The sequence below is a fragment of the Streptomyces glaucosporus genome, from assembly GCF_039533345.1.
Classification (GTDB): Bacteria; Actinomycetota; Actinomycetes; order Streptomycetales; family Streptomycetaceae; genus Streptomyces; species Streptomyces glaucosporus.
On the sequence record NZ_BAAATJ010000037.1, the window covers coordinates 1 to 15680 of the forward strand.

Sequence of the window (15680 nt, forward strand, 5' to 3'; positions counted from 1 at the left end):
AGCCGACCGGTTCGCCGCCGTCGCCGCGCTGGGCTTGCCCACGGCGGGCGGCGGGCGGCGGGCGGCGGGCGGCGGGCGGCGGGCGGGAAAACCGTGTGCCGTCCGGGTGTCCGGGTGACAGGGTGGGGTGATGGACACCCCGCACGACCCCGCTCCCGGCCCCTCCGGCACGTCCCCGGCAACGGGCTGGATCACCACTCCCGTCACCGCGGACCTCCTGCGCGGCGCGCTCGACGTCGAGAGCACCGGGCGCGGAGTGCTGCCGCACCGGCTGCCCGCCCGGGCCCGCGCGCAGTGCGCCGACGGGCAGCTGGCCAGGGCGGAGGCCCAGCCGTCGGGTGTACGGCTGGTGTTCCGCACCCGGGCCACCGCCGTCGAGCTGGACACGCTGCGCACCAGGATGGCCTACAGGGGCGCCCCGCCCCGCCCCGACGGCGTGTACGACCTGCTCGTCGACGGCCGTCTCGCCGGGCAGGCCCGTACGACCGGCGGCAATGTCCTGTTGATGGACATGGCCACCGGGTCCGTGGAGACCCGGACCGGGCCGGTCGGCACCGTCCGGTTCTCCGGCCTGCCCGGCCGCGTGAAGGACGTCGAGGTCTGGCTGCCGCACAACGAGATCACCGAGCTGGTCGCCCTGCGCACCGACGCTCCCGTCGAGCCCGTGCCGGACCGGGGCCGCAGGGTGTGGCTGCACCACGGCAGTTCGATCAGCCACGGGTCCGACGCCGCGAGCCCCACCACGACCTGGCCCGCGCTGGCCGCCTCCCTCGGCGGGGTGGAACCGGTCAACCTCGGTCTGGGCGGCGGCGCCCTGCTCGACCCGTTCACCGCCCGCGCCATGCGGGACACCCCCGCCGACCTGATCAGCATCAAGATCGGCATCAATCTGGTCAACGCCGACCTGATGCGGCTGCGCGCCTTCGCTCCGGCGGTGCACGGCTTCCTCGACACCGTCCGCGAGGGGCACCCCGCCGTGCCGCTGCTGGTCGTCTCGCCCGTCCTGTGCCCGATCCACGAGGACACCCCCGGGCCCAGCGCCCCGGACCTCAGCGGCCTCGCCGAGGGGAAGCTCCGGTTCCGGGCCATGGGCGATCCCGCCGAGCGGGCCGGCGGGAAGCTGACGCTCAACGTCATCCGGGACGAACTGGCCCGCATCGTGCGGCAGCGGGCGGCCGACGACGCGAACCTCCACTACCTCGACGGCCGCGAGCTCTACGGCCCGGCGGACTTCGCCGAGCTGCCGCTGCCCGACGGACTCCACCCGGACGCCGCCGCGCACCGCCGCATCGGTGAGCGCTTCGCCGCCCTGGCCTTCGGTTCCGGCGGGCCGTTCGCCCCCGGGTCCTCCTGAGGCACCCCGGGCCGCCCGGGACGGGCGCCCCCGCCCGGCTCCGCTGCCCCCGTCCGGTTCCGCTTCCCGCGGGCCGGACGAGGAGCGCCGCGGTGGCGTGCCGGGGCGTGGGCGCTGTGCTCAGTCGTCGACGGCGTCCATCACGTCGGCCAGGTCGACGAACTTGAAACCGGTCGCCTCGCGGCCGTCCCGCACCGGGGTCTCCTGTCCGTCCTGGACGACGAGCAGGCCGTCGGGGTACTTACGGCCCAGCGGCGCGTTCAGCACGGCGGCGCCGTCGCACTCCTGGGAGCCGTCCAGGGTCCGGGAGGCGGCCGTGACGCGGAAGCCGCCCTCGTACTCGTTGCCGTCCCCGACCTCGCGGTCGTAGAGGGCGAAGGAGTCGTCGCCCTGGCTGGAGGCGAGGACGTACCCGTCGCCGTCGCGCTCGGTCAGCAGCGTCAGCCCCTCCACGTCGGCCGCCAGCCGGCGGCCGCCGAAGCCCGGATCGGCCCCGGTGGGCAGGCACTCGTCGCTCTCCTCGTCGTACGCGGCCGGGACGCCGTACTCGCGGACGGTGTCGATCAGCACGGGTGTGCCGGTGAGGTCGGCGCGCGTCCGCCAGATCCCGACGTCCTCCTGGCCGGCGTAGAGCATGCCGTTGGCCGGGTCGACGACCATGCCCTCGACCTGCGGCAGTTCGCCCGGCTCGCCGCACGGGGACCAGTCGGAGCCGTCGGGCAGTCGGAACGCCGAGGGCAGGTCCAGGGTGCGGACCCGGCGGTAGCCGACCGTGCCGTCCGGCTCGGCGGTGATCTCCAGCAGTGCGACGGTGGTGCGGTTGTTGCGGCTGACCAGGGCGTAGGAGCGGCCCGTCGAGGGGTCGGTCCAGGTGGCCAGGCCGTAGGCGGTGGCCTCCTCGTTGATCTCGTCCTGGTCCGCCGAGAAGACCGGGGCCGCCGCGGGGTCGGTGACGTCGGTGAGCGGCCCGCCGGGGCGGTCGCGGTCGATGCGGTAGACGCGCAGGCGGTCGTGGCCGCGGTCGCTGACCACGGCGAGGTCGGCGCGCCCGGACGGCAGCCGCACGCCGTGGAGGAGGTCGACGTTGTTGAAGCGGCCGGGGGCGTCCCCGGGGGAGGCGGGCGGAGGCGCGGGGACGGACTGGACCTGCCGGGCGTCGAGGTCGTAGACGCGCAGGCCGCCCTCCTTGGCCGTGGCCACGACCAGGCTCCGCTCCGGGTCGGCGGCGTTGCGCCAGATGGCGGGGTCGTCGGCGTCGGCGTAGCCGCCCGGCTCGTCGTCGTGGAGGGGGCCCGTCTCGGCCCTGGGTGTGACGGCGGGCAGGGCGGACGGGGCGGCGGGGCCCGCGTGGGCGGGCACGGCCGGGGCCGCCAGGGCCGTGCACAGCAGCAGCGTCGCCAGTCGGCCTGATCGGCGCACGGTCACGGACGTCTCCTCCGGGTCGGGGTGCGGCGGTACGGGGATGCGGGACACCCGGGAGCATGGGGCGGCGGGGTTGCCGGGCGGTGTCGCACCGCCCAACCGGGCCGGTCCGTACCGTGTACTCGCCCGTACTCGTCCGCCCCCCGCCGAACCGCCCCTCGCCCGTCGGCGTCCCCGGGCCGGGTCCGCCCGGAATCGCCTACGGTGGACATTCCCGGGCGTCGTCGACCGCATCGGAGGTGCCGGCGTGCGGATCTGTGTGTTCTGCGGGTCGTCGGGCGGCGGCGACGGCTATCTGGAGGCCGCTCGCCGGGTCGGCCGCACCCTGGCGGACCGGGGCATCGGGATCGTCTACGGCGGTGCCCGGGTCGGGATGATGGGGGCGGTCGCCGATGCCGCGCTGGCCGCCGGCGGTTCGGTGATCGGGGTGATTCCGCAGGGGCTCGTCGCGTGGGAGGTCGCCCACGAGGGGCTGAGCGAGCTGCACGTGGTGCCCGACCTGCACCGGCGCAAGGCCCTGATGGCCGACCTGTCCGACGCCTTCGTCGCGCTGCCCGGTGGAGCGGGCACCCTGGAGGAGACCTTCGAGGCGTGGACGTGGGGGCAGCTGGGCCTCCATGCGAAGCCGGTGGGGCTGCTCGACGTCGACGGCTACTACGCTCCGCTGCTGCGTTTCGTCGACCACATGGTCGCCGAGGGGTTCCTGCGCGCCCCTTACCGGCGGATGCTGATCGTGGAGTCGGACCTGGACCGCCTGCTGGAACGCTGCGCCGACTACCGGCCCCCGGACTACACCTGGACGGAGACGGACCCCTGAGGGCCCCCGCGGCCGGAGCGGCGCGGTACGCCCGCCCCGCGGACCGGGTCCGGCACCGGAGGCCGTCCCCGTGCCCGGCGCCGCCCCGGGGACGGCGGGAGGAGGGTGTCAGCACAGGACCCGGAAGGGCCGGTGGTCGGCCGCCGGGTCGAGGGGCCGCCGGCCGTTGGGGACGACCGGACGGCCGCACGAGACGAACAGGTCGTCGTACCGGGCGCGTGACCTCTCGCGGTAGTCGGCCGCGGACCTGGCCAGCATCCTGATGACCTCCTCGGCCAGCATCAGCTGGTACTGGCACGATTCCCGGTTGAGGTCGTTGAGGTCCCCGGTCGCCACGTGGTTCTCCTGACGGCATCCCCCGCCGCACAGGTAGCGGGCCCAGCACGCGCCGCACACCGGGTGTTCGTCCACCGTGCGCCGCCATTCGGGGTGCTCGCGGGTGATCCCCTCCGGTCCGGTGCCCACGTCGAAGCTCCGGTCGCCGACCAGGCGGTGGCAGGGGCTGATGCTGCCGTCCGGGGAGTGCGTGTAGTACGTGCGCCCTCCCGAGCAGAAGGCGAGCGCCGTCGCGCCCTCGGTGATCATCTGCACGGTCCGCTCGTACTCCAGCACGCCCTTGAACCGGTTCTCCGGCGAGAACAGGTTCGGGTAGTGGAGCAGGAAGTCCCGGAACTGCTCCGCGACGCCCGGCTGGAGGAAGTGGTTGATGTACCGGACGTCCCGCGGTTCGGAGAGTTTCCGGTCGCCCAGCGTCAGCGCGACGGGCACCTTCGTGTCCCGGTCCACCGGGTAGACGCCGGGGTAGATCTGGAAGTAGTCGAAGAGGTCGAGCCGCCACAGGTCGAGGACGTTCTCGGTGAGCGTCGGTTCCGCCGTGGCGATGGTCATCCGCGCGACCAGGGTGATGTCGTCGCCGCACGCGCGGCGGAGCCGGGTCAGGTTGCGGACGATCCGGTCGTAGGATCCCCTGCCGTTCTTGGAGGGGCGGTTGGCGTCCTGCACCCGGCGGCCGCCGTCGATCGACACCGAGACGATGAAGCGGTGGTCGCGGAAGAGTTCCTCGACGCCCTGCGGCAGCAGGGTGAGGTTGGTGGAGATCCGGTGGACGAACTCGGTGCCCTCGCGTTCGGCGAGGTCGCGGGCGCGTTCGCAGATCTTCCGGATCACTCCGGCGTTGGCCAGGGGCTCGCCGCCGAAGAACTCGAAGCGGACCCGCCGGCCGGGGGCGGCCCGGCGGCGGACGAAGTCGAAGATCCAGCCGATGGAGTGCTCCCCCATGGCCTCCGTGATGCGCCCGTAGTCGCCGCCCTCGGCGAAGCAGTAGGCGCAGGCGAGGTTGCAGACGTTCGTCAGATTGACGTTGACCGCGAAGTCGGCCCCGTCGGACAGTGCGCTGTTCCGCAGCCGGGTCCGGTTCGCCTCGTCGCCGATGCCGGCTTCGGTCCGCAGGCGGTCCCAGGCCCGCCGCTCCTCCGGCAGGAGGCTGTCCACACCGGATTCCAGGCGTTCGGCGGTGGCGGCCGGGGCGAGCAGCAGCCGGTGGCTGCCGGTGATGAAGACGGCCGAGGTGTCGTCGCTGAACGGCAGGACGCGGTAGTCGGTCCGGTGTCTCATGGGCGTCTTCCCCTCTTTCCGGCCTTCCCGGCCCTTTCCGCGGTCTTTCCGTGGCCTTTTCCCGAGCCTTCCCGGCCTCCTCCGCGGCGTTTCCCGGGGCCGTGCCCGGCCGTGCCCGGGCCGTGCTCAGTGTCCGGCGCGGGGCCGGAACAGCGGCAGCGGGGAGACGTCCTCGTTCAGCGCCCCGGCGTCCGCCTCCACCGTCGGGAAGTGGGCTCGGTCGAAGACCTGGTGGAGGCTGGAGGTGCACCGGCGGGGGACGGCCACCTGGACGCCGGTCTCGTCGGGGGTGCTCTTGGCCGCGATGTACCGGAAGCTCTCCCGCGGTGCGAGGTCGATGACGTCCCAGTCCGGGGCCGCGGCGGGGTCGCCGTAGCGGCGGTGGTAGACCCTGGCCGGGGCGTCGGAGGCGTTGCGCACCTGGACGTGCAGGGCGCGGATGTCCCCGTGCCAGTCGAAGTGCGCCACGTCCAGGTCCTCGTCGGAGGGCGGCTCCGCCACCCGGGGCCGGTGCCGGGCGCCGGGCAGGAGCGTGAGGGGCGCCGGTGCGCCGCACCCGGCGCAGTCGCCGTCGCCGTCCAGGCCCACGAGGTCGGCGCTGAGGCCGTACCGGGTGACCTGGAGCGTGCCGCACCGGCGGCACCGGGTGTCGGTCGACTCGGTGTCGTAGACGTTCCCCAGGTAGACGTGGTGCAGCCCCATGTCGAGGGCGGCCCTGCGGGCCCGTTCCAGGCGGTCCACCGGGGTGCGGACGGTGCGGGTCATCTTGTAGTCGGGATGGAAGCGCACGAAGTGGGTGGGGACCTCGGGACTCAGCCGCTCGCCGACGAAGGCCGCCATGTCGCGGGCGGTCTTCTCGTCGTCGCTGAGGTCGGTGACCATCAGCGTGGACACCTCGACGTGCCTGCCGGCGCGGAAGACCTGCTCCGTCCCTTCCAGTACCGGTTCCAGCCAGCCCTTGGTGATCCTCCGGTAGTACTTCGGGTCGAGGGATTTGATCGACACCGAGAAGATGTCGATGACCGGGATCAGTTCCTCGATGGCCTCGCCGCTGATGAAGAACGCGGACTTGTAGAGGTTGACGATCCCCGCGGCCTTCGCGAGAGCGGCCGTCTCCACGACGAACTCGTGCCACACCACCGGGTCGTTGTAGGTCCAGGAGATCACTTCGATGCCGTGCCGGACGGCGATGTCGACGACCTCTTCGGGGGTGTAGTGGTGGACGTCCTTGTCCTCCACGTGGCGCGCCTGCGAGGTCTTCCAGTTGTGGCAGTAGTCGCAGTTGAGCATGCAGCCCACGTTGCCCATGGAGAGGATCCGGGCGCCCGGCGCGTAGTGGAACACCGCCTCGGTTTCGATGGTCTCCTCCGTGGCGTGGACCGAGCGCCCGTAGTTCAGGGTCACCAGGCGCCCGTCGCGGTTCGCCCGCACCATGCAGAAACCGTGCTGGCCGGGTCGTATCCGGCAGTTCCGGGGGCTGAGGCGGCACCGGACGACACCGTCGTCCAGCCGCTCCTCCAGGCGGGCGGGGCGGGGTTCCCTGTTCCAGGTGGTGTTCGTCACTGGCTGTCCTTCCGGCGGGGGTGCGGGCAGGAGAGCGTGCGGGACGGGCCGGGGCTCCGCCCGCGGACGGAGGGCCGCGGGGACGGCGGCTCGCGGGCCGCACGCGCCCGGTTCCGGACGTCCCTCCCACGGTTCAGCGGTGGCGGAGGTCGGGGCGTCCCCGGTGTCGTGCGCCCGGTCGCATGCGTGCTGGAAGATGCCGTGCGAGTCGGAGCAGAGGTGTCGGTCGCCGGGGGATGCGGAGGAGGAGGACGGCCGCGCGGTTGCGCCAAGCTTCGTGGGACGCCCGTACTCCGTCAAGGAGCTCTCCGACGCCGCCGGACCCGGCCGGCACGGTTCCGGCCATCGAGGCCGCGGTCGGGTTCCCCGTACCGGTGGAGGCCCCCGACCGGCGCGTCCGTCTCCGCGGCCGGTGGATTCCCGCCCGGCCGGCCCGGCGGGGACCGGACTCCGGTTTCCCCTGCGGGCGGTGTGTCTGGAGGGACGACCGAAACCCGGTCCTCGCGCGGGGGCGGACACCCCCTCCCCGCGCGCCGCTGTGCGCGGCCCGCGCCCACTCCCGGATGTCCTGCGGCCCGGATGCCCGCGGGGAGCACGTCCGGCCGCCCGGGGGCGGTGGCCCGTGTTCGGGAGCGGGGCCGGCGGGCCCGGGCGGGCGCCCGCCCTACCTCCCGGCGACCGGCCGGTAGGTGCACACGTTCACGCCCGTGCCGCTGGTGACCGTGGAGACCAGTTCCAGCGTGCGCAGCGCCCCGTCGTCGGGGAAGATCCTCTTCCCGCCGCCGAGGAGCACCGGCATGACCATGAGCCGGAGTTCGTCGGCCAGCGCCTCGTGCAGGAGGGTGCGGGCGAGGGTGGCGCTCCCCATGACCACCGCGTCGCCGCCGTCCTCCCCGCGCAGTTCCCGGATGCGGGCGACGGCCTCGTCGCCCGGGATGCGTGTGGTGTTGTTCCAGGTCAGCTCGTCGTCGCCGAGCGTCCGGGACACGACGTACTTGGGGAGGGAGTTCATCCGGTCGGCGAACGGGTCCCCCGCGCGCCCGGGCCATGCCGCGGCCATCGTCTGCCACGTGCGGCGTCCGAACAGCAGCGCCCCGGCCCGGCTCACCGTGTCGTCGAAGGCGCCGCCCACCACCTCCGGGTCGAAGAACGGGTGCGTCCAGCCTCCGTGGGAGAAGCCCCCGTCGGTGTCCTCCTCGGGACCGCCCGGCGCCTGCACGACACCGTCCAGGCTGATGAACTCGCAGATCACGATGCGCACCGAACTCGCTCCTCTTCCGTCTTTCTCCGTTCCGGGGTCGCGGCAGTGGGGACCGCCGCGCCGCTGCGGACTCATCGCTCCCCCCGGACCCGGACGGGTGATGTGTGTCACACGCGGCCGCGTGCCGCCGCCCAGCCCCTCCGGCACGGCGGGAGCGGCCGGGCGGAACCGGGGCCCGCACGCGTCCGCCGTGACATCCGTCACGGCCGCGATCGGTACTAAGCCTGCGGAATAGTAGATGAACTCGGGCGGTATACGCCGTTTGCCCTTCTTGTCACGGACGCACCCCGTCCACGGCCCCACACCCCGCGCCCCGCTCGGCGCGCTCGCCCACTCGCGCGGCACCGGACGGTCCGTGACGGCCCGACAGGTCTTCCCGGGCGCCCCCGGCGTCCGGCCCAGCACGTCCCCACGCCCTCCGCAAGGGGCGCGGGCCCCTACGAGCGGAGGTAGTAGCAACGCTCGTTGCCCCACGTGCCCGGCGGTTTCCACAATGACGATCCGCACGGCATTCCCGCAGCTCAGAAGCGGGATTGTGCGGAGCCGGCCGCACCAGGGGCGCTCCGCGACTCACCGATCGAGGTCACCCATGAGCAAGCACCGCAGGACGAGGCACTACCGGAAGATATCCATCGCGGTCATCGCCGCGGCCGCCGTGGGAGTGCCCACCGCCGCCACGGCGTACGGGGGCGGATCGGGGTCCGCCAACGGCTGGTACCCCTTCTGGCAGCGCGCGTCCGCCGACGAGCGGCCGGCCAGGACCGCCTGGACCCCGCGGCCCGCCGCGAGCGCGTCGCAGACGCCCACCACCTCCCCGAGCGCCTCCGCTTCCGCCGCCCCGGCGGGCGATGCCGCGGCCCGTGTCGTGGAGCTGGCCAACAGCGAGCGCCAGAAGGCCGGGTGCGCGCCGCTGAAGGTGAACGAGAAGCTCACCCAGGCCGCCCAGGCCCACAGCCAGGACATGGCCGAGCACAGGAACATGTCCCACACGGGCTCCGACGGCTCCTCCCCCGGCGACCGGATCGAGAAGGCCGGTTACACGTGGAGGACCTACGGCGAGAACGTCGCCTACGGCTACCGGACCCCCGAGAGCGTCATGGAGGGCTGGATGACCAGCCCCGGCCACAAGCGCAACATCCTGAACTGCGCGTTCAAGGAGATCGGTGTCGGCCTGGCCCAGCCCGGCAACTACTGGACGCAGGACTTCGGCACCGCCCGGTAGGGACGGACGGGTGCGGGTGGGGGCGGGACCGCGGTCCCGCCCCCACCCGGAGGATCCCCTGAGCGTGCCGCCGGCCGGGCCGGCGGCACGCTCAGGGGATGTCGCCGCGCCAGTCCCAGCGCCGCGGATCGCCCCGGCGCGGCTCGTAGAGGGCACGGCCCCCGCTGCCGAAGGACCCGAGCTCGGTGGCCAGGGCCATGGCCTGGCGCGGCTGCGCGTCCTCCCAGTCCGTGACGTCCAGCAGCAGCCCGTCCAGGGGGCCGCCGACCAGTTCCCGGTACACACGTCCGGGCCGCGGCCCCGGGTCCTCCGGGTCCGCGCCGTAGACACGGCCTCTCAGGAATTCCTCCTCGTCCATGCCAGGCAGCATCCCAGCCGGCACCGACATCCCGCGCCGGCCCCCGGGGCGCTCCCGTCCCGGCCCTCCCCGGGCGTTCCCGGCTCCCGTCCGCCCCTACACGTCGTGCCCGTGGGCGGCCAGCCATCGGTGGACCGCCGTCTTGTCGGCGACGCTGACGCGTACGGGGCCGCCGGGCGCGGGTCCCTCGTCCTCGTTGAAGCCGGTGTCGGTGACGCGGGCCGTGACCCAGTCGGCCAGTTCCCGGGCGGTCTCGGAGGACAGCCGGCCCTCCTCCCACTCCCGCCCGGCCCGTCCGGCCATCCGTTCGTCGTGGCGTGCCGCCTCCTCCAGCCACACCGGTACCAGACGTTCGACGACCTGCTCGTCCGACGGTGCGGCGGCGGGCGTGTGCGCGGAATCGTTCATGGTGGACGGGTGACCGGCCGGGTCCCCTCCATGCCTGCCCAGCTCCTCCGCGGCGCCGCGCGTCACCCGTCCGTCCGCACGGCCCCGGCGGTGGCGGGCGGCTGCGGCGGGGGCGTCATCGCCCAGCGGATCGCCCCGGTCAGCCCGTGCCCGGCCAGGCGTACGGCGGTCTCCTCGACGACCGGGAGGTACGGCAGCCCCAGCGGCTCGCGGGCCCAGCGGGGCAGCAGAGCCGCGGCGCTGGCGGCCAGCACCGCGTACGGCGGGCGGGCGATCCACGGCAGCGGGGGCCGCAGGAGCAGGAAGCGGGCGGCTTCCCGGGCCTGCGGGGTGGCCCGCAGTTCGGGGCGGTAGCCGTCGAGCCTCACGGCGAGTTCGGCCTGGTCGCCGGGCGGGTCGGGCACGCCGAGGGCCTCGGCCACCCGGGCGGCGTCGGCGACGTACCCGTCGTACGCGTCGTCGTCCAGCCGCCGGGCGCCGTAGCGCCGGTGGGCGCGCAGGAAGCTGTCGACCTCGGCGGCGTGCACCCAGCCGAGCAGGTGCGGGTCGGAGGCGGCGTACTCCTCGCCGTCCGGAGTGGTGCCGTGCACCCGGGCGTGTGCGGCCCTCACCCGCTCGACCGCCCGCCGCGCGTCCTCGGCGGTGCCGAACGTCGTCACCGCCAGGAAGGTGCTGGTGCGCTGCAGCCGGCCCCAGGGGTCGCCGCGGTAGCCCGAGTGCGCCGCGACCGCGGCCATGGCCAGGGGGTGGAGGGACTGGAGCAGCAGCGCCCGCAGGCCGCCCGTGAACATGGACGCGTCGCCGTGCACCGTCCGGATCGGCCGGTCGGGCCCGAACCAGCGGGGTCCGGGGGTGTCGTGGATGCGGGCCCGGTTGGCCGGTCCCCGCGGCCCCGCGACCCGGGCGAACAGTTCCGCGCCCAGGCGGCGGCGCACCGCGTCGAGACCGGGAATGCCCGGTATGTCGGCATCCATGTCCGCCACTCTACGCTTCCGGCCGCACCGGCGGGCCGGGCGTGGGGGCCCGTCGTCCCGGGCGCGGAGGGCGGCCGTCCGGGGTGTGTCCCCGGACGGCCCCGCGGGGTGCCGGCGGGTGTGGAGGACACTGGCGGCGAGGGCGCCGCGGGGCGCCACAGGGGTTCGGGGGTCACCGTGCGTCTGCTGTACGACACCATGTCCGGGCTGGACGGCCTCGCCCGGGGGCACCACGACCGCCTGGCCGGGCTCGCCGCCTGGCCGGAGATCGGCCCGGAGGGGAACCTGCTGCACTCCTCCTCGGGGGGCGGGCCCTCGCAGCCTCTGGAGCAGATCTGGGTGGGCCGGGACGACGGAGCGGAGGGCCGGCTGGTCGTCGAGGCCACCGCGGACCGCGGCCGTGCCTGCGTCGCCGACTCCCTCGGGGAGGCCGTGGCGGTCTACCGGCGATGGGTCCGCGAGTACGTGGCCCGCCTGGACGTGCTGTTCGAGTACAGCGACGTGCCCGGCTGCGGCCGCGACCAGTACTACGGCACGGGCGGACCGGCCGCCGGCTGACCGACGGCGGCGGGCGCCCGCGCGCCCTTCCCGGCGTCTCCCCGCACCGGTCCGGGCGGACCGGGCCGCGCGCCGGGGCGGCCCCGCCGTATCCGGCCGACCGCAGCGGATGAGCGGATGAAAGATTTCAATCGAGGGACGGGGCGTGCCATGCCGAACGCCCTCCCCCTCGCAACCGGCCGAGGGCGTGGAGGCCGTTTTCCCTGCATTCGTCCCGGCTGTGGCGAGCGTGACGACCGGAAGATCATCCGCGGCCCTTGACCGCTCCCCTGTGGGAAGCCATGGTTGATTCGTTTCAATCAACCGTCAGAACCCGGTGCCCTCCAAGGCTGCCGGGGTGGCGCGCGCTCCCCGGCGGCAGGCGGGGCGGCGCGCCCCGGGCGCCCCTCCGCACAGGACGAAGGAGTCCGCGTGACATCCGCGCAGAACACGCCGCCGGCCGTCGGCGGTCCCCGGGCCGGCGACGGCACGGTCACCCGCCGCCAGTGGAAGTGGACGATCCTGGCCGGAATGGCCTCCTACCTCGACGCGGGGTCGATCGTCGCGATCAGCTCCGGCCTGGCGCTGTTCCAGGCCGAGTACGGCCTGTCGGACCACCTCACCGGCGCGCTGGCCGCCATCGGCCCCAACGCCATCGGCGCGGCCATCGGCGCCTTCGTCGGGGGACGGCTCGGCGACAGGCTCGGGCGCAAACGCATCTACCAGTACGACCTGCTCGTGTACGCGGGCGCCATCCTGCTCATCGCCTTCGCGACGGGCCCCGTGATGCTCTTCGCGGGAACCTTCGTCGTCGGCCTCGCCGTCGGCGCGGACGTGCCCACCTCCCTGGCCCTGGTCGGCGAGTTCTCCCCCGCCAGGGCGCGCGGCAGGCTGCTCGGCTTCACCCAGGTGAGCTGGAGCCTGGGCCCGGTGGTCGTGCTCCTGCTGGCCTGGGCGCTGTCGGACCTCGGCCTGCTGGGCATCCGCATCGTCTTCCTGTCGCTGTTCGCGGCGGCCGTCCTGACCTACCTGCTGCGCAGGGGCATGGTCGAGTCGGCCACCTGGCAGGCCGCCGCCCGGTCGGGGGCGGCGGCCCGGGCCCGGGTGCGCGACCTGTTCAGCGGCCCGCACCTCCAGGCCATGCTGCTGACCGGCGGGATCTACCTGTTCTGGAACCTCGCGGCCGGCACCAACGGCGCGTTCACCCCGTACATGGTCAAGACCCTCGGCGCGGGCGGCCAGGCCACCGGCGTGCTGCTCTCCTGCGCGAGCTTCGCCCTGGTCATCGTCGGCTCGGTCGCCTTCTACATGCGGCTGGCCGACCGCAGCCACCGGCACCGCCAGGTGATGTGGGCCGCCGGCTCGGTGATGCAGGTGGCCGCGTACGGGGTGTTCCTCTTCGCCGACTTCACCGTCCCGGTGATCGTCCTCAACGTGGTCCTCTTCGGCGTGGGCCAGGCACTGGCCGGGGAGGCGGTCTACAAGACGTACAGCCAGGAGCTCTTCCCCACCCTGCTGCGCGGCACCGCGCAGGGCATCACCTTCGGCACGTCCCGCGTCGTCCTGGGTGTCTGGTCCTTCTTCGTGCCGACCCTCGCGGCGACCGGCATCTCCACCGTCGCGGCGTTCCTCACCGCGTCCCTGGCCGTCTGCGCGGTGATCGGGCTCTTCCTGCCGGACACCACGGGGAAGCCGCTGGAGCAGGTCGAGGCCGAGCGCTCCGCCGCCCGCGGCTGACCGTGCGGGGGCCCGGGCCGGCTCGCCGCCGCCCCGGGCCCCGCGGCCCGCGGTCGTCCGTCCGCCGGGCCGGGCCCGCGTCAGCCGGGCTGGTCGTTGTCCTTCAGGGCTCCCCAGCCGTGCCAGCGGTCGATCTCGATCCAGGCGCTGAACCGGCGGCGGTCCCGCTGCGAATACCGCTTCCCGAGGTAGTGGCGGGCCAGCCGGTCGATGTCGGCCAGTTCCTCGTCCTCGCGGATCTCGGCGACGCGGCCGATGAGGGTGACGTGCGTGTACCAGTCGCCGTCGGCGAGCACGGTGAGCGTGACCCGGGGGTCGTCGCGCACGTGCTGCAGCCGTTTGCGGCCCTCGTCCATGTTGACCAGCACCCGGCCGTCGTCCCACAGGTACCAGGTGGCGGTGGACACCGGCTGGCCATCGGACCGCAGGGTGGTGATGACGGCCGGATTGGCCTTCTCCAGCAGGGTGACTGCCGCTTCGGGAAGCGGTGGTTTCGACATGCGCAGCACTCCTCGACGCGTCGCCGTTCGCCGTCCGGTCGGTCTTCCGCCCTCATGATCACACGGTGCCCCGGGCTTCGCGACCCGGTGGGGGCCGCCCCCGGCGGAGAGCGCGGCGCGCGGTGGAGCGGTCGGCGCCTCAGGCGAGTTGCGCGCTCTGCAGGGCGGCGTAGGCGCCGCCGCGGCGCAGCAGTTCCTCGTGGGAGCCGATCTCCTGGATCGCGCCGTCCCGCATGACGACGATGCGGTCGGCGCCCCGGACGGTGGACAGCCGGTGCGCGACGACGAAGGTGGTGCGGCCGCGCACCAGCCGGCCCAGGGCCTGCTGGACGAGCGCCTCGGAACGGGTGTCCAGGGCCGAGGTGGCCTCGTCCAGGATCAGCACCCGCGGATCGCGTATCAGGGCCCGGGCGATGGCCAGCCGCTGACGCTGCCCCCCGGACAGCCGGGCCCCGTTGTCGCCGACCACCGTGTCCCACCCCTGCGGCAGGCGCTCGACGAACTCCAGGGCGTTGGCGTCGCGCAGCGCCTGCCGCACGGTGTCGTCGTCCGCGTGCTCCATGCCGTAGGCGACGTTCTCGCGGACCGTGCCCTCGAAGAGGATGGACTCCTGGGGCACGACCGAGACGAAGTGCCGGTACGTCCTCAGGTCCAGGTCGTCCATGTCGGCGCCGTCGAGGAGGATGCGGCCGGAGGTGGGGCGGATGAACCCGATGACGAGGTTCAGCACGGTCGACTTCCCGGCCCCGGAGGCGCCGACGAGGGCGACGGTCTCGCCGGGGGCCACGGAGAGGGTGAAGTCGCGCACCGCGGGCGCTCCGCCGTCATAGGCGTAGTGGACCCGCCGGAACTCCACGGCGCCGCGCACCTCGGTCACCTCGGTCTTGCCCGCGTTGTGCTCCAGTTCCGGGGCCTGCAGGACCTCCCCGATGGACCGCACGGACTCCAGCCCCTTGGTGACGACCGGGGCGAGGCCCATCAGGGTGCTGGTGGAGTTGGTCAGGGTGGTGAGGAACGCGCTGAGCATCACCACGTCGCCGGGGGTGATGGCCCACACCTCGAAGTACGCGATCAGGGCCGCGCCGCCGAGGAAGCAGATGCCGAGCAGGTTGAGGAGGACCCAGGACAGCGAGGCGAAACGGCCGTTGAGGAGGTCCAGGCGCCGGCCGGAGTCGAGCACGCGGCGCAGCGTGTCGTCCATGCGCCGCAGGGCGTCGCGTTCCAGGCCGTGGGCGCGGGTGATGGTGATCAGGCGGGTCATCTCGCTCACCCGCGAGGAGAGGTGCTCCACCTCCTGCCGGAAGTCCTCGTTGTGGCTGCGCAGCCGGCCGCGCAGCCGGGCCACCAGCAGTGCGGCGACCGGGACCACGAGGAGGAAGACCGGCAGGAACTGCGGGGTCCGCACGGCGATGATGGCCAGGCCGCCGGCGAGCACGGTGACGGCTCCCAGTCCGGTCTCCGAGGTCTGCTGGACCATCTGCTCGACGGTCTCCACGTCGCGGACGACCTTGGTCTGGAGCACGCCCGCGCTCGTCCGCGTGTGATAGCCGATGGACAACTGCTGCATCCGGGTGCACAGCGCCGAGCGCAGGGCGGTGCCGGTGCGGCGCACGCTTCCGTGGAGGAGGCGGACCCACAGGAGGTGCAGGGGGGTGTTGACGAGCAGGATGAGCACGGTCAGTCCCACGCTGCTCCACAGCCGTCCGAGGGGCAGGTGCATCACGACCGTGTCGACGATGGCCGCGGTGACCAGCGGCAGCAGCCAGATCGGGCTGTGCTTGACCGTGAAGACCACGCACGCCGCCGCCAGTCGCCACCGGTCGTCCCGGAAGAGGTAGAGGAGGGTGCGGACGGGGTGCTCCCCGTGGTAGCGGCGGTCGAGCGGACCTTCGAACGACGCCACGGCAACAGCC

14 protein-coding genes are annotated in these 15680 nt (G+C 73.9%); 5 read left to right on the forward strand and 9 right to left on the reverse strand.

All coding sequences use genetic code 11. The annotated features are described in order from the left end of the window. Positions 1–130 precede the first annotated feature (130 nt). Positions 131–1354: a GDSL-type esterase/lipase family protein gene (locus ABD358_RS26525; RefSeq protein ID WP_344633687.1), complete on the forward strand. Its 1224-nt coding sequence runs from the start codon at positions 131–133 to the stop codon at positions 1352–1354. 120 nt (positions 1355–1474) lie between these two features. Here ABD358_RS26525 and ABD358_RS26530 read toward each other — a convergent pair whose 3' ends face one another. Further along, complete coding sequence (locus tag ABD358_RS26530; protein WP_344633688.1) at positions 1475–2779, reverse strand: phytase; 1305 nt, start codon at positions 2777–2779, stop codon at positions 1475–1477. Between the two features lie 244 nt (positions 2780–3023). On the opposite strand from ABD358_RS26530, the gene ABD358_RS26535 reads away from it, so the two are divergent. Beyond that, positions 3024–3593: an LOG family protein gene (locus ABD358_RS26535; protein ID WP_344633689.1), complete on the forward strand. Its 570-nt coding sequence runs from the start codon at positions 3024–3026 to the stop codon at positions 3591–3593. 108 nt (positions 3594–3701) lie between these two features. Here ABD358_RS26535 and ABD358_RS26540 read toward each other — a convergent pair whose 3' ends face one another. The 3 genes from ABD358_RS26540 to ABD358_RS26550 form a co-directional block, all read right to left on the reverse strand. After that, positions 3702–5207 carry a radical SAM/SPASM domain-containing protein gene (locus tag ABD358_RS26540; RefSeq protein WP_344633690.1) on the reverse strand — a complete coding sequence of 502 codons (1506 nt, stop codon included), beginning with the start codon at positions 5205–5207 and terminating at the stop codon, positions 3702–3704. A gap of 126 nt (positions 5208–5333) precedes the next feature. Beyond that, the gene (gene amrS / locus ABD358_RS26545; protein WP_344633691.1) at positions 5334–6770 is read right to left on the reverse strand and encodes an AmmeMemoRadiSam system radical SAM enzyme; all 1437 of its coding nucleotides are present in this window, start codon (positions 6768–6770) and stop codon (positions 5334–5336) included. A 664-nt stretch (positions 6771–7434) separates the two neighbouring features. Beyond that, positions 7435–8031, reverse strand: a complete 597-nt coding sequence (locus ABD358_RS26550) for a dihydrofolate reductase family protein (protein ID WP_344633692.1) — start codon at positions 8029–8031, stop codon at positions 7435–7437. A 589-nt stretch (positions 8032–8620) separates the two neighbouring features. Between ABD358_RS26550 and ABD358_RS26555 the strand changes: the two genes are divergently transcribed. Beyond that, a complete protein-coding gene (locus ABD358_RS26555) occupies positions 8621–9253 on the forward strand; it encodes a CAP domain-containing protein (protein WP_344633693.1) in 633 nt (210 codons plus the stop codon). 91 nt (positions 9254–9344) lie between these two features. Here the strand turns inward: ABD358_RS26555 and ABD358_RS26560 are convergent, their stop codons facing one another. The 3 genes from ABD358_RS26560 to ABD358_RS26570 all read right to left on the reverse strand — a co-directional run bounded on the left by ABD358_RS26560 (position 9345) and on the right by ABD358_RS26570 (position 10993). Beyond that, on the reverse strand, positions 9345–9611 hold the full coding sequence (locus ABD358_RS26560; protein WP_344633694.1) for a hypothetical protein: 267 nt from the start codon (positions 9609–9611) through the stop codon (positions 9345–9347). A 96-nt stretch (positions 9612–9707) separates the two neighbouring features. Continuing rightward, the gene (locus tag ABD358_RS26565; RefSeq protein WP_344633695.1) at positions 9708–10019 is read right to left on the reverse strand and encodes a hypothetical protein; all 312 of its coding nucleotides are present in this window, start codon (positions 10017–10019) and stop codon (positions 9708–9710) included. 62 nt (positions 10020–10081) lie between these two features. Further along, positions 10082–10993: an oxygenase MpaB family protein gene (locus ABD358_RS26570; protein WP_344633696.1), complete on the reverse strand. Its 912-nt coding sequence runs from the start codon at positions 10991–10993 to the stop codon at positions 10082–10084. A 120-nt stretch (positions 10994–11113) separates the two neighbouring features. Between ABD358_RS26570 and ABD358_RS26575 the strand changes: the two genes are divergently transcribed. Both ABD358_RS26575 and ABD358_RS26580 read left to right on the forward strand, forming a co-directional pair. Then, a complete protein-coding gene (locus ABD358_RS26575) occupies positions 11114–11551 on the forward strand; it encodes a hypothetical protein (protein ID WP_344633697.1) in 438 nt (145 codons plus the stop codon). 411 nt (positions 11552–11962) lie between these two features. Next, positions 11963–13267 (forward strand): MFS transporter, encoded by a 1305-nt coding sequence (locus ABD358_RS26580; protein WP_344633698.1) that lies wholly within the window; start codon positions 11963–11965, stop codon positions 13265–13267. Positions 13268–13347: 80 nt separating this feature from the next. On the opposite strand, the gene ABD358_RS26585 is transcribed toward ABD358_RS26580, so the two are convergent. Both ABD358_RS26585 and ABD358_RS26590 read right to left on the reverse strand, forming a co-directional pair. Further along, positions 13348–13767, reverse strand: coding sequence for a PPOX class F420-dependent oxidoreductase (locus ABD358_RS26585; protein WP_344633699.1), 420 nt, complete (start codon positions 13765–13767; stop codon positions 13348–13350). Between the two features lie 139 nt (positions 13768–13906). Continuing rightward, positions 13907–15670 carry an ABC transporter ATP-binding protein gene (locus ABD358_RS26590; protein WP_344633700.1) on the reverse strand — a complete coding sequence of 588 codons (1764 nt, stop codon included), beginning with the start codon at positions 15668–15670 and terminating at the stop codon, positions 13907–13909. Positions 15671–15680: the final 10 nt, after the last annotated feature.

Excerpts from the sequence above, each read along its gene's own strand:
- ABD358_RS26525 (WP_344633687.1), top strand. The coding sequence starts at position 131 with ATGGACACCCCGCACGACCCCGCTCCCGGCCCCTCCGGCACGTCCCCG.
- ABD358_RS26540 (WP_344633690.1), bottom strand. The coding sequence starts at position 5,207 with ATGAGACACCGGACCGACTACCGCGTCCTGCCGTTCAGCGACGACACC.
- ABD358_RS26555 (WP_344633693.1), top strand. The coding sequence starts at position 8,621 with ATGAGCAAGCACCGCAGGACGAGGCACTACCGGAAGATATCCATCGCG.
- ABD358_RS26560 (WP_344633694.1), bottom strand. The coding sequence starts at position 9,611 with ATGGACGAGGAGGAATTCCTGAGAGGCCGTGTCTACGGCGCGGACCCG.
- ABD358_RS26565 (WP_344633695.1), bottom strand. The coding sequence starts at position 10,019 with ATGAACGATTCCGCGCACACGCCCGCCGCCGCACCGTCGGACGAGCAG.
- ABD358_RS26570 (WP_344633696.1), bottom strand. The coding sequence starts at position 10,993 with ATGGATGCCGACATACCGGGCATTCCCGGTCTCGACGCGGTGCGCCGC.
- ABD358_RS26585 (WP_344633699.1), bottom strand. The coding sequence starts at position 13,767 with ATGTCGAAACCACCGCTTCCCGAAGCGGCAGTCACCCTGCTGGAGAAG.